Genomic DNA, 19315 nt, shown 5'->3' with positions numbered 1-19315 from the left:
CCGGGCCAAATGCGTCAACTACAGGGTGTAGTGGTCAGCCCTTCGGGGTCAACGCGAACACCGGGTGATCGGCGTCATCGGGCAGCTGGCGCCAGTAACCCTCGACGACCTTTCCCGCCAGGGGGCGGTATGCGGCGATGACGGGTGCCCGCTGCGCCACCGGAATCTCCTGGGCGGCGTACTTCCGGTCGCCGACCATGACCTCGGGGATGGCACGCACGTTCTTCACCCACTCCGCCTCGCCGCGCGTGGACACCAGGTACTGCACCCCGTCCACCTCGGGCACGACCACGGGGATCTTCTGCGGTTGCCTGCTGAGGCGCTTGGTCACGGTCAGCGTTTGGCTGCCGCCGATGCCGGTCGCCATCGCGATCTTGTTGAATATCGCCCGCGTGAACCACGGGGGCTTGAGGTACGCCATACCGTCCGAGTTTGATGGTCGACATGCAATTACCGCAATGGCTCGCGCGGTTCAACAGGCACGTGACCAATCCGATCCAGCGGCTGTGGGCGGGTTGGGCGCCGACGATGGGCATTCTCGAGCACGTCGGCCGCAAATCGGGGAAGCGGTACCGGACCCCGTTGACGGTCTTCTCCACCGCGGACGGCGTGGCGATCCTGCTGACGTACGGACCCGACCGGGATTGGCTCAAGAACATCACCGCGTCCGGTGGCGGCCGAATGAGGCGTTACGGCAAGACCTTTGAGGTGCGCGATCCGCTGGTCATGCCGAAGGGGCAAGCGGCGCCGTCGGTGACAGGGTTGGGGCGGCTAGTCTTCGCGCGGCTACCGTTCGAGCAAGCTGTGCTGCTCACCAGGGTCTAGCGGCACCTAGTGCCGCAGGTCTACGTGAGCGCGGATGGGCCCCTTGGCAACCGTGGTGAACGGCACCTCGCAGGCGAAGTCCTCGTCCAGCGAGCTGACCTTCATCGCCCGGACGATGGTGGCCAGCGCCAGCGTGGTTTCCAGCCGTGCGAAATGTTCGCCGATGCAGGGGCGCCCACCGCCGAGGAACGGGAGGAACTGCCAGCGATCGCGGGTCCTGACGTTCTCTGGGCTGAACCGGTCGGGGTCGAAGTCCATGGGATTGGGCCATAACGTCGGATCGTGATGCAGCGCGTAGATGCCCACGGCGATGAGGCTGCCCGCCTGCACTCGGTATCCGTTGACCGCGATATCGCGAGTCGCCAGCCGCGCTACACCCGCCGCGGGAGGACACAGCCGCAGCGCCTCGTGCAGCACCTGCACCGTATAGCCGAGTGCGGGCACGTCGTCGGGTGTCAGCTCTCGATCGCCGATGGCCGCCGCCTCGGCGGCCACCCGGTCCTGGACGTCGGGATGGTGGCCCAGGATCCACAACGAGTAGGTGAGCGCCGTCGCGGTGGTGTCGTGGCCGGCGAGCATGAAGATCAGCAGGTCATTGGAGATGTCGTCGTCCGAGATCGGCTGCCCGGTTTCCGGATCGGTCGCCGCGAGCAGGGCCTGCACCAGCGGCGCGTCCCGGGTGGGGTCCGCGCGGCAGGCCCGCACCATCTCGTCGGTGATCGTGCGCATTTTCCGGACCGCGGCGCTGGCCCGGCGGCGCGCCGGTGTCGGCATCCACCGTGGTGCGCGCACCGGTCGTAACGCCCGGTCGGCGGTGTAGGAGGACGCTACATGCATGCAGTTTGCGATCGTGTCGGCACGTTCGTTGAGGTCGATACCCAGCACCGAGCGGCCCAATGACTGCATGGCGATCTTGCGGCACTCCACGTCGAGGTCCACATCGCCGCCTGCCGGCCAGCGATCGACGAAATGCTGTGCGGCCCGCGACATGTGACCGCCGAAGTTACGGACGTTGTGCTTGGTGAACACCGGTTGCAGCGCCCTCTTACGGGGGCGCCACTGTTCGTTGGGCAGCACGAACAGGCTGTCGCCCGCCATGTTCCGCACCTCGTCGTGGATGACGCACCGGTCCGACGATGCGTCGCTGCGCCCCAACACATCACGCATCGCTTCGGGCGACATCACCGCAACGATCGGCGGTATGAAGCTCTTCGGTCCGAATTGGATGCGGGTGATGGTGCCACCGGCATCGCGGATGACTTCCTGCCCGGTGTCCAGCCTGCGCACCAACTTCACCAACCGATGAATCGGCAGGGGATTCTTCGGCACCAACGGCAGGGTGCTGACGTCGACGGTGGAGGTCACTTCGCACTCCAAAGCAGCGGTGCGCCTTCACCTTTCATCATGACCGTTCCGGCCATGACTCTCAGCCGGTACGGGGCGAGCCGCAACGCGGCGAAATCCTCGGAAGTTGGCCCGTCTGCCCATTGCGGAATGATCCGGGGGTCATAGCCCACCGGCGCCGGAGCATTGGCGAATTTGTCCCAGACCGCGGCGCGGGTTTCGTCGTCGAGATACCACTCGACGAGGCACTCGGCGCTGCAGGTGTCCTGGCTCGGGGTCCAGTAGTTCAGCGACATCTGCGGGTGAACGGCAAGGTGCGCCTTCTTCACCGGGCTCGGCACCGTCGCGACCCAGCCGAACAGGTCGGTGCCGTCCCACTCCCAGATCGGGTGGAGCACCCGGCTGCGCGGATGGCCGTTGGTGTCGACGGTGGCGGCGGAGGCCCATACGATCGAATGGGCCATCTCGATGAACGCGGGCGCGATCTTCTCGAGAGAGGTCACGCCGGAACTCTAACGCGGTCTACGTCTTGTCCTGCTTGTTGCTCTCGTCGCTGAACTTCGGGTTGCCGTCGTCGTCGATCCAGTCGTTCACCGCGGTACCCGATACTGCGCCGTCGGTGCCTGGCATCGTGACCGTCTCCAGATCCTCCTCGTAGTCCTTGCGCATCTCCTTGGCTTTTTCTTTGTGCTCGTCGGTGACCTCCGGCTTCTCGGTGGGTTCCGGCGGATCGGGCGCGTCGACGACCTGATGGTGTTCGTCGGTTGTCGGTTCGGCCTCGCGTCGCTCTTGTGTGCTCTGTAGCTCGTCAGTGCCCTGCTGTTCAGTACTCATGCCACTGTTTGCCCGATGGTGTGATCCATCAAACAGTGGGGCCGCTAACCAGCGAGAACGGCGCGCAGCGCGGCAGGCAGGCTGGGGAGGAAGTGCTGCGTGGCGAAGACCCGGATGTCGTCAGCGCTGTCCAGCGGTTGTGCGCTGGGCAGCAGCAGCACCATCGCCGCATAGCGCAGAATCGTGTCGGCGAGTTCGTTGACGGCCTGCTCACCGATCCGCTCGGCGAAGCCGGCCGGGAAGATGACCCGCAGCGCCTCGGCCATTCGGACGATCGCGGCCCCGTGGTGCTGAGCCGCCAGTTCGAGGACCAGCGCCGGCTCGTCCCTGATCATCCGGTCGAGGACGCGGTGCCTGCGAAACTTCAGGATCGCCAGGGTGAATGCCTCGACATAATAGTTCGCCTGCGGGCCCGCCTGTTTCAGCTCGTTGGCGATGTCGGCGAACAGCGTCACGTTCTCGCGTTCGATGACGGCCGCGACCAGCTCGTCCTTGTTGCGGAACCGCCGGTAGATGGTCGTGCGGCTGACCTTGGCGCGCCGCGCGACATCATCGAGCGCAACCCGGCGGAATCCGTGTTGTTCGAACTCGACGACGGCGGCGTCGAGGATGGCCTCCGTCGTGGACGACGAATCAGGCCCCGTGGTGGGGTCAGCCCCTGGCATAGCCGGTCTGGGCGAACGTGTTGTAGCGCAACCGCATTGGCAGATGATCCCACACCCAGTTCACCGCCCGGGTGCGCCACAGCGCGGCGAAGCGCTGGTATCGGCGTTCTTGGCGCTCACTCCACGGCAGTCCGAGCAGGTCCCTGGTCCGCGGCGGCATGCCGCCGGTGGTGAGGAACGCGGCCACGGGGTTGAAGACGGGCGCGATCAGCCGCCACAGCACCGGCGAAACCCCGTTGGGGCGCGGGAAGCCCTTGGTGACATAGCCGACGCCGTACTTGGCGGTCGGATGTGCGACGACGATCTCGTCGATCATCCGGTTCCAATACCGCTCGAACTCGGCGTAGTCGGCGGGCATCGGCCGCTCGCTCACGCCGTAGCGGCGATACCAAGTCTTGGACTCGAGGTAGATCTGTTCCTTTTCCGCACGGGTCAATCGCTTGACGAACGTGTCGGCGAAGTAGAGCACCTGCTCGAGGAATGTGGCGTGCGCCCAGAAGTACGTGTCCGGATCCAGCGCGTGGTAGCGAGAGCCGTCAGGCATCTCGCCCTTGATGTTGGTGTGGAAGTCGCGGACCCGGGTCCCCTCGTTGTCGTCGTCGGCGCCGTAGACCGTCATGAAGATCGGTGGCAGCGACCGCTTGACCCGGGCGGCGGTGTCGGCGAAGAACACCGAATGATCCAGTACGCCCTGGCCGAGTTCGGCAAGCATGTTCTGCAGGACGGCGGGCCGGGGCCCGATCAGGTACATCCGATTGTCGCCGAAATACCGCCAGACCAGCGAGTCCGGACCCAATGGCAGGGCGTCGAGCGTCTGTTCGGCATTCTCGGCCAAATCGGTCATGTGCACAGTGTTACAAATTTCGAACTTTGTACCAACCGCTGCGAGTGTGATGCCTGTCGCACTTCGATGCGGCTGCAGGCATATCGTCGGAAGCCTCTGCTTTCGACAATCAAGGAGCGCCGGTGGCGAAGCGTCTGAGTCCGCAGGACATGATCTTCCTGTACGGCGAAACTCCCAGCTCGATGATGCACGTCGCCGCGCTGATGCCATTCACCCCGCCGGCCGACGCGCCGTCCGATTATCTGCGCCAGATGTTCGAGGAAACTCGACACCTCGAAGTCGTCGAACCCTGGAATCTCAAGCTGTCCCATCCGCGCATGCTGTTTCGGCCGGACCAGTCGTGGGTCGTAGACGAGAAGTTCGACATCGACTACCACGTCCGCCGGTCGGCGCTCGCGAGTCCGGGCGACGAGCGCGAACTGGGCATCCTGGTCTCCCGGCTGCACAGCCAGAACGTCGACTTCACCCGGCCACCGTGGGAACTGCACTTCATCGAAGGGCTCGAGGGCGGGCGGTTCGCCATCTACATGAAGATCCACCACTCGTTGGTGGACGGGTACACGGGGAACAAAATCCTCGAGCGAAGCATGTCGACCGACCCGACGCTGCGGGATCAGCCGCTGTTCTTCAACGTCGGGCCGCCGTCAAAGAGGCGCTCGAAGACACCAACGCCGCCCCGCAATCCCATAGTGAGTCTGGTCGGCGGCCTGCTCGGTGGCGCCGTCGGCGGCGCACAGTCGGTGGTCAATGTCGGAAAGGCGTTGTACAACACGCAAATCCGCAGCGACGACGAATATGGGCAGATCACCAACTCGTTCCAAGCCCCGCATTCGATTCTGAACAAGCACATCAGTCGCAATCGCCGGTTCGCCACGCAGGTCTACCCGTTCGAGCGCCTCAAGAGCATCGGCAGCAAGCACGACGCGACCGTCAACGATGTCGCGCTCACGATCATCGGCGGGGGACTCCGCGCGTTTCTCGATCAACTCGGGGAATTGCCCGCCAAACCCTTGGTCGCATTTCTGCCGGTCAACATCCGACCGAAGGACGACGCCGGCGGTGGTAACGCGGTGGGGACGATTTTGACCACGATGGGCACCGACATCGAAGATCCGGTCGAAAGGCTGCATGCGATCACCGCGTCGACGCGGGCGGCGAAGCGTCAGCTGCAGAACATGTCACAGACCGAGGTGCTGGCCTACACCGCGGCGTTGATGGCGCCGACGGCATTTCAGCTCGCCAGCGCCATGACGGGCGTCAGGGGACCATTGCCCTTCACATTCAACCTGTGTGTCAGCAACGTTCCCGGGCCGCGAGAAACCTTGTATCTCAACGGAAGTCGCCTGGAAGCCACCTACCCGGTTTCGATTCCGATGCACGGGATGGCGCTCAACATCACGCTGGAGAGCTACGCCGACACCCTGAACTTCGGATTCATCGGATGCCGGGACGCCCTGCCACACCTGCAGCGCCTCGCGGTGTACACCGGTGACGCGCTTGACGAATTGGACAAGCTGGCCTGAGCGAATGCCGCTGCGTCACGCAGGCACTGCAGCTGCACTCTCGACTCGAGCGCGATTGACGCGTCGCCACCCCGCGACCCCCAGCACAGCAAGCACGCCCGCGACCGTCGCCAGCAGCAGAGCCAAACTCAGCAGGGGCGCACTGTAAACCGACGACGTGGTCATCGGCTCACCCTCGATGATCGGGGGCACTTCGACCGTCGTGACCGCGGCCAGCCAGCTCAGCACACAGCCGACGCCCGCAGCCGCTGCCATCACCAGTTGGATGACAGCGCGGCCCTTCACGGAGCCGGCTCCGGCGGGATGCGTTCCTCGACCAGTCGGGTCAGCTCGGTGCGCAACCGCTGATGCTTGCGTGCCCACGCCTGGGCACCGCGGTCGTTGGTCAGCTTGAGGCCGATGCCCTTACGTCCACGTGGCACCCCGGCGAGTTCACCGAGTGCACGCGACGACTGCCATTTCGGCGTTTCGGCACCGGTGGCCTCGGGATAGATCCGCACGATCTCGTCGATGCTGATGCGTTCTTCGCCCTGGCGCAGGTGATCCGGTGTCAATTCCACCGAGGTGTGGATCCGGGCCGCCTTGATCTGGATCCACAAAAACCCGGTCACGAGGACGAAGAAGATGCCCGGCACCACCCATTGGATGCCTAACCCGGCCGAGAGCTGGATCAGCGCCATGGAGATGCCCGCGACGGGGCCGGCCAGGATCCACCACCACGTGGCACCCGGCTCGTAGAACAAGATCTGGGGCGGCGAACTGGTGTCCGTCACGTGGGCTCGTCTTTCTGGTCTCGTGCGAACCACTCAAGCGCCGGTGGCCGCATCATCAGGACGGCGCCGACCATGGTCAGGATCATTATGAGCAGCCAGATCGGCCCGCGGCTGTACAGCGCAAAGAGCGCGAGAACCACCACGACCGCCAGCGACAGCGCGATGGCCGCGCGCCGGAACCTCTCATCGCCCAGGCGGGCCCGGCCGGCCAGAAATCCCAGGCCGAGACCCGATGCGGCCAACAGCGCCCCCATCCCGCGGAACAGCGAGGGGAGGGCATCCGGCGAGAATGCGAGCAGTAGCCCGAATGCCACCAGCAGCACCGCGCCGGCCGCCCAGCACCAGAACCCGGCGGACACGACACGCGGTCGCAACTGTTGAGCTGTCATGGTCGGGCCAGCGTAACGCTTCACCGCGTGAAGAACGCGTGGGCGTCTTTGCGGTGCAACAGGAACACCCCGCCCGCGATCAGGACCGATCCCAGGATGCCGCAGACCGCGTAAACCATCGCCGCGACGGTGGGCCGGGTGACCGTGAAGAGGTTCGTCGCGACGTACACGACCGTCGCGACCCCACCGCCGGTCAGCACCGTGCGAGCCCATCGGTAGCCCTGGCGCATCAGGATCTGGAAGGTCAGCACGACCGCCGCCAGCACGACGACGAACAGTATCGACAGCGCCAACACCGCGGTGGGCAACCGAACATTCGGGGTGGCGACCATGTCGATGACGTGGCCGGCCAACAGCAGCGGTAGGGAGGCCACCCACAGCCAGAATCCGGTGTCGACGTCCACCGGCCGGCCGGAGGGCTCGACCGGCGGCGTCACGCCAGCCAGGCGGCGACGTCGGCCGCCCAGTACGTCAACACGATGTCGGCGCCTGCCCTGCGGATGCCGGTCAACGTCTCCAGCGCGACGGTCTGCGGGTCGATCCAGCCCCTCTCGGCAGCAGCGCAGATCATCGCGTATTCGCCGGAGACCTGGTAGGCGGCCACCGGCACCGGCGAGATGTCGGCGGCCGCACGGACCACGTCGAGGTAGGCCATCGCGGGCTTGACCATCACGATGTCGGCTCCCTCGTCGATGTCGAGTTCCACCTCGTGCAGCGCTTCGCGGGCGTTGCCCGGCTCCTGCTGATAGGTGCGCCTGTCGCCTTGCAGGCTCGAGGACACCGCCTCACGGAACGGACCGTAGAAGCCCGAAGCGAATTTGGCCGCGTAGGCCAGGATCACGGTGTCGATGTGGCCGGCCGCATCCAGCCCGGCGCGGATGGCCGCCACCTGGCCATCCATCATGCCACTGGGGCCGACGACGTGCGCACCTGAATCGGCCTGTGCCACAGCAAGTTCGACGTAACGCTGGTTGGTCGCGTCGTTGTCGACCCTGCCGGTGGCGTCGAGGACGCCACAGTGACCGTGGTCGGTGAACTCGTCGAGGCAGGTGTCGGCCATCAGCACCGTGTCCTCACCGAGGTCCTTCGCCAGATCCCGCAGCGCGACGTTGAGGATGCCGTCCTCAGAAACCCCGACCGACCCGCCGGCATCCTTGTCCTCGTCGCGCGGCACACCGAACAGCATCAGACCGCCCACGCCCGCGGCGACCGCCTCGGCGGCGGCGCGGCGCAGCGAGTCACGGGTGTGCTGTACGACGCCGGGCATCGAAGAGATTGCGCGAGGCTCGTCGATGCCGTCAGCGACGAACATCGGCAGCACCAGATGCCTTGGCTCCAAAGAGGTTTGTGCGACCAGCCGACGCAGCGCAGCTGTCGACCGGAGCCGACGGGGACGGTGACTTGGAAAAGGCATGCAAGGCCACCTTACTGTTTGCGTTAGCGGCGACGGCTCTTCTTGCGCGGCGGGGGCAGCGCACCCTCGGCACGCAGTCGGGCCGCATGCTCGGCGAGCGCCTCGACCAGTGGACCGACCGCGGCGACCTCAGGCTGCACGTCCACGCGTAGGCCGAATTCCGCTGCGGTTTCAGCGGTCTTGGGCCCGATGCACGCCACGATCGTGCGTGCGTGCGGCTTGCCGGCGATGCCGACGAGGTTGCGCACCGTCGAGCTCGAGGTGAAGCACACCGCGTCGAAGCCACCGGTCTTGATCATCTCGCGCGTCTGCGCAGGCGGCGGTGCCGCGCGCACAGTGCGGTAGGCGGTGACATCCTCGATCTCCCAACCGCGTTCACGCAGACCTTCGGCCAGCGTCTCGGTGGCGATGTCGGCGCGCGGCAGCAGCACCCGGTTCACCGGATCGAAAACGTCATCGTAGGGCGGGAACTCGTCGAGCAAGCCGATCGACGACTGTTCACCGACAGGCACCAGCTCGGGGTTGATACCGAAAGCGCGCACCCGATCGGCGGTCGCCTGACCGACGCACGCGATCTTCACGCCGGAGAATGCGCGGGCATCTAGGCCGAACTCGTTGAACTTCTCCCACACCGCACGCACCGCGTTGGTGGAGGTGAACACCACCCACTGGAACCGTCCGTCGACCAGACCCTTGACCGCACGCTCCATCTGCGCGGGGCTGCGCGGCGGCTCGACGGCGATGGTCGGCACCTCGATCGGCAATGCGCCGTGGGACACCAGCTTTTCGCTCATCTCGCCGGCCTGGTCCTTGGTGCGCGGCACCAATACGGTCCAGCCGTACAGTGCGCGACTCTCCCACCAGTTCAGCTTGGCGCGGTTGGCGACGGTCTTGCCGATCGTGACCACCAGCGGCCCGGCCTGGGCCCACGCGGTAGCCGGGGAAGGTCCCGCCGGTTCGGTGCCGATCAGCGTCGCCTTGTCCAACAGCCCGGCCAGCGTCGTCTCGACCGAACGCTGTTGGCACGTCGTACCGTTCGCGGTCACCACGGTCTGGGTGTTCTCGGCAAGGCCGTACTCGATCAGCGTGCGCGCCGCATCGGGAAGGTGAGATGCGGTGGCGTGCAGGATCAGTGGGCCCGGCGCAGCGGCCAGCGACTCCCAGTCCACGTCGCCGCGGACGTCGGCGACGGTGTGTGCCGACCCCAGCGGCAGGCCCGCATACGTGGGCACCGCAGTGGTGTCGGGCAGTCCCGGCACGATCTCGAAATCCAGGTGCGTCTTCGCCAGCGCCGTCACCTCGGTGATCACCGCATCCACCGACAGTGGATCGCCCGCCACCAGACGCACGACGTCGGCGCCGGCGCGCGATTCGGCCGCCAGTGTCTTGGCGACCTCGGCCGGATCGCCCAGCGCGGGCCGGATGTCGGGACCGCCTGAGATCGTGGGTGCCGCATTCCCGGCTGCGTCGCCGTCGACGGATGCCGGCGGATCGGCGGGTTCGGGGCCCGACGGCGGCGGCAGCTCAGAACCCGCGAGGGCGAGCACCGCTTCCGGCACGTCGGGGTCTGTGAACACCAGGGCGGCGTTGGCTAGCACCGTGCGGGCCCGCGTCGTCAGCAGACCCGGATCGCCCGGGCCCGAACCGACGAACGTGATGCGGCCCGGCTTCGGCTTACGCCCTCGCCCGCTCCCTTGGCCTGTCATCTATCACTCACCTCGATGCTTGTCGCAGCTCTAGCTACTGCCGTCGCGTTCCGCCATGAGCTCGCGCGCCCCCAGCTCGAACAACTCCTCGGCCACCGAGAGCCCCAGCTCCCGTGCCCGATCGGTAGTCCCTACCGCGGACGCACGGATCACGTCGGATCCGTCCAGCGTCGCCACGCAACCGCGCAACGACACCTCTTCGAAGACGCGGCCGTCCTCGTCGATGGACTCGACCACCTCGGCGATCGCACCCACCGGCGCGGAACAACCCGCCTCCAGTGCGGCGAGCAGGGCCCGCTCCGCCGTGACCGCTGCGCGGGTGTCGGCGTCGTCCAACTCCGACAGCAGCGCGGCGAGCTCGGTGTCGCCTGCGCGGCACTCGACCGCGAGGGCACCCTGAGCCGGCGCTGGCAACATCTGCACCGGGTCCAGGGTCTCGGTGACATCGGCCAGTCGTCCGATGCGGGCCAGACCCGCTCGGGCGACGACGACGCCGTCGAGATCACCATTGCTTACCCTGTTCAACCTGGTGTCAAGGTTGCCTCTTAGGGGGCGGATTTCCAAACCGAGACCCAATGCTCTAAGCTGCGCGGCCCGTCGCGGGCTCGATGTGCCGATGACCGACCCGGCAGGCAACTCCCCCAGCACCAGGCCGTCGCGGGCCACCAAGGCATCGCGAGCGTCCTCTCGCGGGGGTATCGCAGCGATCTTGAATCGTTCGTCGGGCGCGGTCGGCAAATCCTTGTAGGAGTGCACCGCCATGTCCACCCGGCCGTCGTGAATCGCCTCCCGCAGCGCCGCGGTGAACACGCCGATACCGATCTCGGCCACCGGGGCGTCGGATCGATCGCCCTCGGTCGAGACGATGACCAACTCAGCGGCGTGCCCTCTGCCCTCGAGCGCGTCTTTGATGAGACCGGCCTGGGTCGTCGCCAACAGGCTGCCCCGGGTGCCTATCCTGATGGGTCCCTGGGGGTAGGAGCGCAGCGACCCGGGGGGAGATGTAGTCAAGCTCTACTCGGTCTTGTCGAGATCGGTTGCCATCAAAGGCAATTCGCCCGCCGCGACAGCGTCGACAGCCTGCTGGTCGAGCTCGAACAGCTCCCGCAGCGCTTCGGCGTAGCTGTCGCCGCCCGGGGCGCTGGCCAGCTGCTTGACCCGGACTGTCGGGGCGTGCAGGAGCTTGTCGACGACCCGTCGCACCGTCTTGGCGACCTCATCGCGGTGGGCCGCTTCGAGTCCCGGCAGCCGGTTGTCCAGTCGCAACAGCTCAGCCTCGACCACGTCGGCGGCCCGCTGGCGCAGGGCGGTGACCGTGGGTGTGACCTCGGCCATGCGCTGGCCGGACAGGTAGTTGGCCACCTCGGCGGCGACGATGGTCCGGGCCGCCTCGGTGTCCGACGCCGCGGCGCGCGCCGACGGCTCGCGCTGGATCCTGTCCATGTCGACGACGTAGACGTCGGGAAGACCGGCGACGGCCGGGTCGACGTTGCGGGGCATGCCGAGGTCGCAGATCACCAGCTGTTTGGGCGTCTGACCGTGTGCGAGACCGCGGTGGACGTCGGCCAGCGACACCACCGGACGGACAGCGCCCGTGCAGCTCACGACGACGTCGGCGTCGGTCAGCGTCGGCGTGAGGTGGTCGAACGGAAACGCGTCGGCCGTCACACCGAGTTCACGGATCTTCTCGGCCAGCCGCTTCGCGCGCGGCAGCGAGCGGTTCACCACGTGAATACGCTCGACACCCGCCTTCACCAGGTACTTGGCCGACAGCGAACCCATCGAGCCCGCGCCGATGACGACGGCGCTGCGGCCCGCCAGCGAGCCGAGCTTGGCGTCGGCCATATCGAGCGCCACCGACACCACGGATGCGCCGGCGGCGTCGATGCCGGTTTCGGCGTGCACCCGCTTGCCGACGGAAAGGGCGCGCTGGGACAGTTCGTGCAGCGTGCGGCCCACGGTGTGGTTCGCCTCGGCGGTGGCGTATGCCCGGCGCACCTGCCCGAGCACCTGCTGCTCGCCGATCACCGCGGAATCCAGGCCGCTGGCCACCGCGAAAAGATGCTCGACGGCCGCCTCGGCATAGCGCACGTAGGCGTATTTCGTGAGGTCGCCCAGGCCCATACCGGAGTGCTCCGAGAGCACCTGCCCGATCACTGACAGGCCGCCGTGGAAGGCCTCGACGACGGCGTAGACCTCGACCCGGTTGCAGGTGGACAGCACCATGGCTTCAGTCACCAGCGACGACTGCAGGACCTTCTCGACGATTTTGGCCTGTTCGGCCTCATCGGTGCTCAACCGCTCGAGAACAGACACCGGCGCGCTGCGGTGCGAAACCCCGAAAAGCAGCACGCTCACGGCTTATCCACCACGTCATCCAAGGTAATCGGTGACCAGCGAGCTCACCAAATTATCGACGTTGCCGAGATGGGACTTTCGACACGTCTGACGGCCGGAATCCGTACCGGAACCTTATTTCGGCGGCGGTTTCCGGAGATCCGCCCGCAACCGGGGCTCATCGACTTCCCAGTAGCTGTGCTCGGCGCCGTCGAGCAGCACCACCGGCAGCCGATCGCCGAACTCGGCCCGCAGCGCCGGGTCCCCCTCGGCCGCAACGGTGTCGACGTCGGTGATCGTCAACGTGAAGCCCAGCTCGTCGGCCAGCTCAGCGAGCCGGGCAGCGGCGCCGGTGCAGATCGTGCAGCCGGCACGTGTGAGCAGTTCGACCCGTCTTCCCATGGCGCAAGTATCTCCGCACGGTGACCTAGGCTGAATTCGTGTCCGACTCCGACGTCATCGAGCCCTCCGCGGGCACAGACGCCGATGATCAAGAGCTCGCGGGCGAGGCCAGCGCGGGTGCGGCAGTCTTCGACCTGGATGAACCCGGCGCAGCAGGCGCCCCGCCGCCCGACCTGACCGCGGCGGCGTTCTTCGACGTCGACAACACGCTCGTACACGGGTCGTCGCTGGTGCATTTCGCGCGTGGACTGGCCGCCCGCAAGTACTTCACCTACGGCGATCTCGGCCGATTCGCCTACGCGCAGGCCAAGTTTCAACTGCTCGGCCGGGAGAACAGCGACGACGTAGCCGCCGGTAAGCGAAAGGCGCTCGCGTTCATCGAGGGCCGGTCGACCGAGGAACTGATGGCCCTCGGCGAGGACATCTACGACCAGATCATCGCCGACAAGATCTGGCCGGGCACTCGCGCCCTGACACAGATGCACCTCGACGCCGGCCAACAAGTGTGGTTGGTCACCGCGACGCCCTACGAGCTGGCGGCCACCATCGCCAAGCGGCTCGGGCTGACCGGTGCGCTGGGCACCGTCGCCGAATCGATCGACGGTGTGTTCACCGGCCGGCTCGTCGGCGACATTCTGCACGGTGCGGGGAAAGCGCATGCGGTACGGTCGCTGGCCATCCGGGAGGGCCTGAACCTACGGCGCTGCACCGCGTATTCGGACAGCTTCAACGACGTCCCGATGCTGTCGCTGGTCGGCACCGCGGTGGCGATCAATCCGGATGCCGCCTTGCGTGATCTCGCGAGGGAGCGCGGATGGGAGATCCGCGACTTCCGCACCGCGCGTAAGGCCGCGCGCATCGGGGTGCCGTCGGCGCTGGCGTTGGGCGCCGCGGGCGGCGCTTTGGCGGCGATCGTGTCGCGGCGCCAGGACGGCCGCTGAGACCAGCGCTGATAGGCTCGCGCCCGCACATCACGAGACGAAGAGAACGCCATGGCTATCGCTGAAGACATCATCGGGACCCACTACCGCTACCCCGACTATTTCGAGGTCAACCGGGAGAAGATCCGTGAGTTCGCGCGTGCGGTCAAAGACGAGCACCCGGCGCACTACTCCGAGGAAGCCGCCAAGGAGTACGGCCACGACGCCCTCGTCGCGTCACTGACGTTCCTCGCGGTGGCGGGCCGTCGGGTACAGCTGGAGATCTTCAACCAGTTCGATGTGCCGATCAACATGGAGCGGGTACTGCACCGCGATCAGAAGTTGGTCTTCCACCGGCCCATCCTGGCGGGCGACAAGCTGTATTTCGATTCCTATCTGGACTCGGTCATGGAGTCGCACGGCGCAATTCTCACCGAGATCCGCGGTGAGGTGACCGACGCCGAGGGCAAGCCGGTGATCACCAGCATCGTCACGGTGATGGGTGAAGCCGAATCCGACACCGAGGTCGACGACGTGAGCGCCCGGATCGCCGCGGCGCGCGACGACGCCATCGCGAAAATGATTGCCAAGCAAAGCTCTAAGCAGAGCTAGCTTCCGCCGGCGAGCAGACGCAAGCCCGACGCGCGTTGCACGTCTCTATCCGAAGAAGGCGTTCCGCCGGTTGGCCAACAGCTGGTAGAGCGTCTGCTGGATGGTCTCGCGCACGTGGTCCGTCAGCTCAAAGGTCACCATCGGATCGTCGGCGGACGCTTCGTCGTAGTCGGACGTGTATATCGGCTCGCCGAACTGGATGTGCCACTTCGACGGAAGCGGCACCAGCCCGACGGGTCCGGCCAGCGGGAACAGCGGTGTGACGGGGAAGTACGGCAGGCCGAGCAGACGGGCCAGCAGCTTGACGTCGGCGATCATCGGATAGATCTCTTCGGATCCGACGATTGAGCACGGCACGATCGGCGCCTTGGTTCGCAGGGCCGCCGCGACGAACCCGCCGCGACCGAACCGCTGCAGCTTGTAGCGGTCCTTGAAGTGCTTGCCCAAACCCTTGTAGCCCTCGGGGAAGACCGCGGTGAGTTCCCCGGCTGCCAATAGCCGATGCGCATCGGAAGTGCAGGCCATGGTGTGCCCGGCCTTGCGCGCCGCCTGCCCGACGAAGGGCATGTCGAATACCATGTCCGCGGCCAGCAGACGCAGATCGCGATTCGTCGGATGGTTGTCGTGTACCGCCACCGATGTCATCAGCCCGTCGAAGGGCAACACCCCGGCATGGTTGGCGACGATCAACGCGGCACCGGTTACCGGGAGGTTCTCGACACCGCTGACCTCGACCCGGAACCACGACTTGAAAAGCCCTCGCAGCAAAGGCAAGAAGATTGCGTTGTTGAGGTGGGGGTCGAAGCCGAATTCGTCGACGGTGTAGTCGCCCATCATCCGCTGGCGGATGAATTCAGCTCCCGCACCTATTCGTTTGGCGAGTTCGGAGGGAGTCGCGTCGGCGCCGCCGGCACCCGCGGCGGCGCCGCGGGCCTGATCGATTTCGCGGACGACCGCGGCGATCTGCTCAGCGGAGGCGTGCGCACCGCTGTCGGAAAACACGGACGGATGTCGACGCGAACTGTCCGCGCGCGCTGCGGCCGCCCGCCGCTGGGCCGTCGAACGACCCGAATTGGAATGCAGCGGAATGACTTTGGCCTTCGACTCGCCCGCCACCTTCGTACCTTCTCCCCGACCCGAATCGAATCGTTGCTGTTATCTTCCCCACCGCTGCGCCACGGACACGGCGCGACTCTCCATTGAGCGTACCCATTGCGGGTCGATGATCGGAGTCAACCCGCGACCTCTCACGTAATCGTCAAACGCTTCCAAGGTTGTCCACTTCGGGCTGTAGCCGAGGTCGTTACGCATGCGTGTCGTATCCATGACGCGGCCGTAGCTCAAGTAGTCAAGCTGCTCTCGATCGACCTCAGTGTAGCGAGTTGCGCGCGACAGCGAATCCACAGCGGAGAGCGCGGAACGAGGGACCGGCAGGGCGATGCGCCCGGCGCGCCGGATGGCCTGGCTCATCATCATGATTCCGGTGGCACCGATGTTGAAGGTGCCCGACTTGCCCGCCATCGTCGCGCGCTCCAAAGCGCCGAGCGCGTCCTGCTCGTGCAGCAGCTGCAGTCGGGCGTCGTGGCCGATGACCGTCGGCACCACCGGACCTGCGAGATACCGCGACAACGCGGTGTCCATCGCGGGACCGATCATATTGGCCAGCCGCAGGATCGTGACCGTGATGTCGGGCCTGCGCCGGCCCAGACCGCGGGCGTAGCCCTCGATGTCGATGCTGTCGCGGGCGAAGCCCTCGCCCGGTGGCCGCCTCGCACCGCTGGCCTCGGTGAACAGGACGGGATCGTGCGGGTGTGAGCCGTAGACCTCCGACGTCGACTTCACGATCACCCTGCGCACCGTCGGTGCCTTCTGGCAGGCGGCGAACAGCTGGATCGCGCCCATCACGTTGAGCTCTTTGAGCACGGCCCGTCCCCCGGCACGAGGCGCGTAGGAGGCCGCGGCGGCGTGCACAACGGTGTCGACCTCACCGTTGCGGATGACCTTCGCGATGAACGGGTTACGGATGTCGGCGCGCACGAACTCGGCGCGACCCATTCTGCGCAGCAGATCCTTGCTCGGGGCTATGGCGTCGACGGCGATAACGTGGTTGATCAGCGGGTTCTGGGCCAACCGTGCCGTCAGATACCCGCCGAGAAATCGGCACGCGCCCGTGACGAGCACGACCTTCGGGTAGTGGACGGTGTCGTCTGCAGAACGACCCTCAGAATCCATCCGGTCAGCCTAGCGACCAAGCGCGAGAACTACTTGCCGAGTTTTCTGCGCTGCACCCTGGTGCGACGAAGCAGCTTGCGGTGCTTCTTCTTCGACATACGCTTGCGCCGCTTCTTGATGACTGAACCCATGAACTCCGCTATCTAGATGATGTTTGTGCACTTCCATGCACCACGACTCGACCAGCCACCTTACCTGGGCGGTCAGGCTAAACGAAAAACGCGTGACGGAGCCGGAAGGCCGGCGACATCGGGCTCGGCGGTCAGCGGTGCAAGGCGACGAGAACCAAACAATCAGCCCGCGTCGAAGTAAGAGCTTTCGAGCATGTCGTGCACTGCCTTGGCGTGCACACGGAAAGAGCGGCCGACACGCACTGCGGGCAACTCTCCGTTGTGCACCAAGCGATATACCGTCATCTTGCTGACCCGCATCAGGCTGGCCACTTCCGCGACGGTGAGAAATTGAGCACGAGGCGGCTGGCCGTCGGAAGCGCTGCTGTCCCGCTTGCCGCTCGCCGAATCACGACCCGATGGCCCGTTCATAGACGTCATCGCAACCCATTCAGTTCAGGCACGAGCAGTTCCAGCAGCTTCCCCACCGCTGGCACCAACCCGTGCTTACACGAGGAGAATAGCGTGGCGTATGGGGTTACTGCGACGGGTGTGGGCTAATCAATTTGAATTGATTGAATTACTGGGATGTAATTCCTAGCTGCTCAGACCGGGTTTTTGCGGCTTCGACCGCGGATGCGACGGCGGCCCGCAAACCGCCTCGTTCGAGTTCTCGCAGACCAGCTGCGGTGGTACCCCCGGGCGAGGTAACTGTCGCGCGGAGCTGAGCCGCCGTGGTGTCGATCGCCGTTCCCAGCGCGACTTCCCCCGACGGCTGCGCCTCGTCGAGCCGCTCCAGCAACATCGCGGCCGAACCCGCCATCGTTTGCACGACCAGATCGGTCGCCACCGACCGCGACAGACCCGCGGCCACGCCCGCGTCCACCAAGGCCTCGACCATCAGGAAGAAGTAGGCCGGGCCCGACCCGGACACGGCGGTGACGGCGTCGAGCTGTGACTCCGGCACGGTGAGCACACCGCCCACTGCGTCGAAGATCGACGACACCTCCTTGAGGTGCTCCGCAGTGGCGAAGCGACCCGGCGCCAGGGCGCTCACCCCGCCCCCGACGACGACCGGGGCGTTGGGCATCACCCGGATGACGGGCGACCCCGCGGGCAGTTTGTTCTCATAGAACGCCGCCGTGACGCCGGCCGCGACAGTCACGAAAACCTTTTCGGCAGTATCGGTTTCGGCCCTGGCCGCGGCATCGGCGATCTCGGCGACCAGCCCCTCGACATCGAACGGCTTCACCGCCACGATGACGTATGTCGCGGTGTCGACCGCATCGCCCACCGTCGTGACCAGCACCGAGTACGTCTCGGACAGGAACTTGGCGCGGCCGGGATCCTTCTCGGCGACCACCAGGTCCTTGACCTGCCGACCGGCGCGCAGCATGCCCGACAACAGCGCCTCGCCCATACTTCCGCCACCGATGATCGCGATTCTGGCCATGCGGGCAAGCATTGCAGACGGCACAGGCGGCTGGTGTCATCGGCCGCCGTCGGCGTCACGCCTCGGGCGGCACCAATGCCAGCTGGCGGCTCTGCACGACGATGTGCCCCGCACAGTCGACGACGATGTGGTCCTCGTCGAACCAGTCCTGGCCGATCTGCACCGTCGTACACAGGACCCGCAGCCAGCCGTCGGCAGGCAATGCCCGCAGATAGGCGGTCAGTTGCACGGTGGGCGCCCAACCGAACCTGTTGACCCCGAACGTCACCGGAGCCGACACATCGCCGCACAGCAGCGCGAACAGCACGTCGGGTGCCACCCCCTTGGGGCGGACCCAGTACTCGATCACCGGCGGCCCGCCGTCGGCGCGCGGCTCCATCGTCGTCAGCGACGGACGGATATCGCAGCCGTGTGCCAGGTGGACGATGTCGGCCATCCGGTGGCCGGGCCCGATCGGTTCCAGCCCCGGCGGCGGCTCCGGCTGCATCAGCGGGATGACGGGGTTGACCGAAAGCAGCGGAGGCACGTGATGCTCGGGCTCCCCCAGCGTCACCGACGCCCGCACCGCTGTCCGGTCACCCTGGTGGAGTTCGACGTCGATGAGGCTGACGCGACGGCCCCGCTTGCGCACGGTCGTCGTCAACCGCATCGGGCCGGGATCGGGTGCCCACAAAAAGTTGCCCGAAATGGCGATCGGCTGGACATCTCCGTCCCCTGCGTCCCCTGCGCTGCGCGCGTGGCCCCAGCGCGCGTGGACCCAATGCTCGGTGCGCGCCGCGTTGGCGCACAGCGCCAGCATCGCCCCGCCGTGGACTTTTTCCCCGATCGTCCAATGTTCGTTCAGCTCACCGTCATACACGCCGTCGCCGGCACTGGTCAGCGCCATGGCATCGGTGAACAGGGTCGAGCTCGGCATGGGGATCCTCACCTCG

General features: G+C 66.4%; 25 protein-coding genes. 4 read left to right on the top strand and 21 right to left on the bottom strand.

Annotated features, from left to right (window positions below):
* Positions 1-34 precede the first annotated feature (34 nt).
* The gene (locus tag BST47_RS05715; RefSeq protein WP_083124213.1) at positions 35-421 is read right to left on the bottom strand and encodes a nitroreductase/quinone reductase family protein; all 387 of its coding nucleotides are present in this window, start codon (positions 419-421) and stop codon (positions 35-37) included.
* 23 nt (positions 422-444) lie between these two features.
* On the opposite strand from BST47_RS05715, the gene BST47_RS05710 reads away from it, so the two are divergent.
* Positions 445-825: a nitroreductase family deazaflavin-dependent oxidoreductase gene (locus tag BST47_RS05710; RefSeq protein ID WP_083124312.1), complete on the top strand. Its 381-nt coding sequence runs from the start codon at positions 445-447 to the stop codon at positions 823-825.
* 6 nt (positions 826-831) lie between these two features.
* Here BST47_RS05710 and BST47_RS05705 read toward each other — a convergent pair whose 3' ends face one another.
* From BST47_RS05705 to BST47_RS05685, 5 genes are read right to left on the bottom strand one after another with little or no spacing between them, the layout of a single operon-like run.
* Positions 832-2190: a cytochrome P450 gene (locus tag BST47_RS05705; RefSeq protein WP_083124212.1), complete on the bottom strand. Its 1359-nt coding sequence runs from the start codon at positions 2188-2190 to the stop codon at positions 832-834.
* Positions 2187-2672, bottom strand: coding sequence for a pyridoxamine 5'-phosphate oxidase family protein (locus BST47_RS05700; protein WP_083124211.1), 486 nt, complete (start codon positions 2670-2672; stop codon positions 2187-2189). The genes BST47_RS05705 and BST47_RS05700 overlap by 4 nt, the downstream gene beginning before the upstream one ends.
* Positions 2673-2691: 19 nt before the next feature.
* Positions 2692-3003 (bottom strand): hypothetical protein, encoded by a 312-nt coding sequence (locus BST47_RS05695; protein WP_083124210.1) that lies wholly within the window; start codon positions 3001-3003, stop codon positions 2692-2694.
* 44 nt (positions 3004-3047) lie between these two features.
* On the bottom strand, positions 3048-3668 hold the full coding sequence (locus BST47_RS05690) for a TetR/AcrR family transcriptional regulator (RefSeq protein ID WP_083124209.1): 621 nt from the start codon (positions 3666-3668) through the stop codon (positions 3048-3050).
* A complete protein-coding gene (locus BST47_RS05685; protein WP_083124208.1) occupies positions 3655-4512 on the bottom strand; it encodes an oxygenase MpaB family protein in 858 nt (285 codons plus the stop codon). The genes BST47_RS05690 and BST47_RS05685 overlap by 14 nt, the downstream gene beginning before the upstream one ends.
* 149 nt (positions 4513-4661) lie before the next feature.
* On the opposite strand from BST47_RS05685, the gene BST47_RS05680 reads away from it, so the two are divergent.
* Positions 4662-6035: a WS/DGAT/MGAT family O-acyltransferase gene (locus tag BST47_RS05680; RefSeq protein ID WP_083124311.1), complete on the top strand. Its 1374-nt coding sequence runs from the start codon at positions 4662-4664 to the stop codon at positions 6033-6035.
* A 15-nt stretch (positions 6036-6050) separates the two neighbouring features.
* On the opposite strand, the gene BST47_RS05675 is transcribed toward BST47_RS05680, so the two are convergent.
* From BST47_RS05675 to BST47_RS05635, 9 genes are all read right to left on the bottom strand, one after another.
* Complete coding sequence (locus BST47_RS05675; protein WP_083124207.1) at positions 6051-6320, bottom strand: hypothetical protein; 270 nt, start codon at positions 6318-6320, stop codon at positions 6051-6053.
* Entirely contained in the window at positions 6317-6808 is a 492-nt protein-coding gene (locus tag BST47_RS05670; protein ID WP_083124206.1) for a transport-regulating membrane protein Mce1N, read from the bottom strand. The genes BST47_RS05675 and BST47_RS05670 overlap by 4 nt, the downstream gene beginning before the upstream one ends.
* On the bottom strand, positions 6805-7197 hold the full coding sequence (locus tag BST47_RS05665; protein ID WP_083124310.1) for a hypothetical protein: 393 nt from the start codon (positions 7195-7197) through the stop codon (positions 6805-6807). Before BST47_RS05665 ends, BST47_RS05670 begins: the two co-directional genes overlap by 4 nt.
* Positions 7198-7217: 20 nt before the next feature.
* Entirely contained in the window at positions 7218-7634 is a 417-nt protein-coding gene (locus BST47_RS05660; protein ID WP_083124205.1) for a hypothetical protein, read from the bottom strand.
* The gene (gene hemB / locus BST47_RS05655) at positions 7631-8611 is read right to left on the bottom strand and encodes a porphobilinogen synthase (RefSeq protein WP_083124204.1); all 981 of its coding nucleotides are present in this window, start codon (positions 8609-8611) and stop codon (positions 7631-7633) included. Before hemB ends, BST47_RS05660 begins: the two co-directional genes overlap by 4 nt.
* A gap of 23 nt (positions 8612-8634) precedes the next feature.
* Entirely contained in the window at positions 8635-10317 is a 1683-nt protein-coding gene (locus BST47_RS05650) for a bifunctional uroporphyrinogen-III C-methyltransferase/uroporphyrinogen-III synthase (protein WP_083124203.1), read from the bottom strand.
* 30 nt (positions 10318-10347) lie between these two features.
* The gene (gene hemC / locus BST47_RS05645; RefSeq protein ID WP_420094019.1) at positions 10348-11328 is read right to left on the bottom strand and encodes a hydroxymethylbilane synthase; all 981 of its coding nucleotides are present in this window, start codon (positions 11326-11328) and stop codon (positions 10348-10350) included.
* 3 nt (positions 11329-11331) lie between these two features.
* Positions 11332-12675, bottom strand: coding sequence for a glutamyl-tRNA reductase (locus BST47_RS05640; protein ID WP_083124202.1), 1344 nt, complete (start codon positions 12673-12675; stop codon positions 11332-11334).
* 114 nt (positions 12676-12789) lie between these two features.
* Positions 12790-13056, bottom strand: a complete 267-nt coding sequence (locus BST47_RS05635; RefSeq protein WP_083124201.1) for a glutaredoxin family protein — start codon at positions 13054-13056, stop codon at positions 12790-12792.
* A gap of 38 nt (positions 13057-13094) precedes the next feature.
* On the opposite strand from BST47_RS05635, the gene BST47_RS05630 reads away from it, so the two are divergent.
* Together BST47_RS05630 and BST47_RS05625 are read left to right on the top strand one after the other, a co-directional pair.
* Positions 13095-13997 (top strand): HAD family hydrolase, encoded by a 903-nt coding sequence (locus BST47_RS05630; protein ID WP_234809578.1) that lies wholly within the window; start codon positions 13095-13097, stop codon positions 13995-13997.
* A gap of 51 nt (positions 13998-14048) precedes the next feature.
* Positions 14049-14588 (top strand): FAS1-like dehydratase domain-containing protein, encoded by a 540-nt coding sequence (locus BST47_RS05625; protein WP_083124200.1) that lies wholly within the window; start codon positions 14049-14051, stop codon positions 14586-14588.
* A 45-nt stretch (positions 14589-14633) separates the two neighbouring features.
* Here BST47_RS05625 and BST47_RS05620 read toward each other — a convergent pair whose 3' ends face one another.
* From BST47_RS05620 to BST47_RS05595, 6 genes are all read right to left on the bottom strand, one after another.
* Complete coding sequence (locus tag BST47_RS05620) at positions 14634-15704, bottom strand: lysophospholipid acyltransferase family protein (RefSeq protein ID WP_083124199.1); 1071 nt, start codon at positions 15702-15704, stop codon at positions 14634-14636.
* 39 nt (positions 15705-15743) lie between these two features.
* The gene (locus BST47_RS05615; protein WP_083124198.1) at positions 15744-16820 is read right to left on the bottom strand and encodes an SDR family oxidoreductase; all 1077 of its coding nucleotides are present in this window, start codon (positions 16818-16820) and stop codon (positions 15744-15746) included.
* 29 nt (positions 16821-16849) lie between these two features.
* The gene (locus tag BST47_RS05610) at positions 16850-16951 is read right to left on the bottom strand and encodes a 30S ribosomal protein bS22 (protein WP_003402602.1); all 102 of its coding nucleotides are present in this window, start codon (positions 16949-16951) and stop codon (positions 16850-16852) included.
* 162 nt (positions 16952-17113) lie between these two features.
* Complete coding sequence (locus BST47_RS05605) at positions 17114-17371, bottom strand: helix-turn-helix domain-containing protein (RefSeq protein ID WP_083124197.1); 258 nt, start codon at positions 17369-17371, stop codon at positions 17114-17116.
* Between the two features lie 139 nt (positions 17372-17510).
* The gene (gene proC, locus BST47_RS05600) at positions 17511-18383 is read right to left on the bottom strand and encodes a pyrroline-5-carboxylate reductase (protein WP_207568536.1); all 873 of its coding nucleotides are present in this window, start codon (positions 18381-18383) and stop codon (positions 17511-17513) included.
* A 55-nt stretch (positions 18384-18438) separates the two neighbouring features.
* Positions 18439-19299, bottom strand: a complete 861-nt coding sequence (locus BST47_RS05595; RefSeq protein WP_083124195.1) for a thioesterase family protein — start codon at positions 19297-19299, stop codon at positions 18439-18441.
* Positions 19300-19315 lie beyond the last annotated feature (16 nt).

The sequence above is a fragment of the Mycolicibacterium tusciae genome, assembly GCF_002086795.1.
Classification (GTDB): Bacteria; Actinomycetota; Actinomycetes; order Mycobacteriales; family Mycobacteriaceae; genus Mycobacterium; species Mycobacterium tusciae.
The sequence above is the reverse complement of the archived record's forward strand: the minus strand, read 5'-3'. Positions and strand labels throughout refer to the sequence as shown.

Coding starts and splice junctions, on each gene's coding strand:
- BST47_RS05715 (WP_083124213.1), bottom strand. CDS start 421: ATGGCGTACCTCAAGCCCCCGTGGTTCACGCGGGCGATATTCAACAAG.
- BST47_RS05710 (WP_083124312.1), top strand. CDS start 445: ATGCAATTACCGCAATGGCTCGCGCGGTTCAACAGGCACGTGACCAAT.
- BST47_RS05695 (WP_083124210.1), bottom strand. CDS start 3,003: ATGAGTACTGAACAGCAGGGCACTGACGAGCTACAGAGCACACAAGAG.
- BST47_RS05690 (WP_083124209.1), bottom strand. CDS start 3,668: ATGCCAGGGGCTGACCCCACCACGGGGCCTGATTCGTCGTCCACGACG.
- BST47_RS05685 (WP_083124208.1), bottom strand. CDS start 4,512: ATGACCGATTTGGCCGAGAATGCCGAACAGACGCTCGACGCCCTGCCA.
- BST47_RS05680 (WP_083124311.1), top strand. CDS start 4,662: ATGATCTTCCTGTACGGCGAAACTCCCAGCTCGATGATGCACGTCGCC.
- BST47_RS05665 (WP_083124310.1), bottom strand. CDS start 7,197: ATGACAGCTCAACAGTTGCGACCGCGTGTCGTGTCCGCCGGGTTCTGG.
- hemB (WP_083124204.1), bottom strand. CDS start 8,611: ATGCCTTTTCCAAGTCACCGTCCCCGTCGGCTCCGGTCGACAGCTGCG.
- BST47_RS05650 (WP_083124203.1), bottom strand. CDS start 10,317: ATGACAGGCCAAGGGAGCGGGCGAGGGCGTAAGCCGAAGCCGGGCCGC.
- BST47_RS05635 (WP_083124201.1), bottom strand. CDS start 13,056: ATGGGAAGACGGGTCGAACTGCTCACACGTGCCGGCTGCACGATCTGC.
- BST47_RS05625 (WP_083124200.1), top strand. CDS start 14,049: ATGGCTATCGCTGAAGACATCATCGGGACCCACTACCGCTACCCCGAC.
- BST47_RS05615 (WP_083124198.1), bottom strand. CDS start 16,820: ATGGATTCTGAGGGTCGTTCTGCAGACGACACCGTCCACTACCCGAAG.
- BST47_RS05610 (WP_003402602.1), bottom strand. CDS start 16,951: ATGGGTTCAGTCATCAAGAAGCGGCGCAAGCGTATGTCGAAGAAGAAG.
- BST47_RS05605 (WP_083124197.1), bottom strand. CDS start 17,371: ATGACGTCTATGAACGGGCCATCGGGTCGTGATTCGGCGAGCGGCAAG.
- proC (WP_207568536.1), bottom strand. CDS start 18,383: ATGGCCAGAATCGCGATCATCGGTGGCGGAAGTATGGGCGAGGCGCTG.
- BST47_RS05595 (WP_083124195.1), bottom strand. CDS start 19,299: ATGCCGAGCTCGACCCTGTTCACCGATGCCATGGCGCTGACCAGTGCC.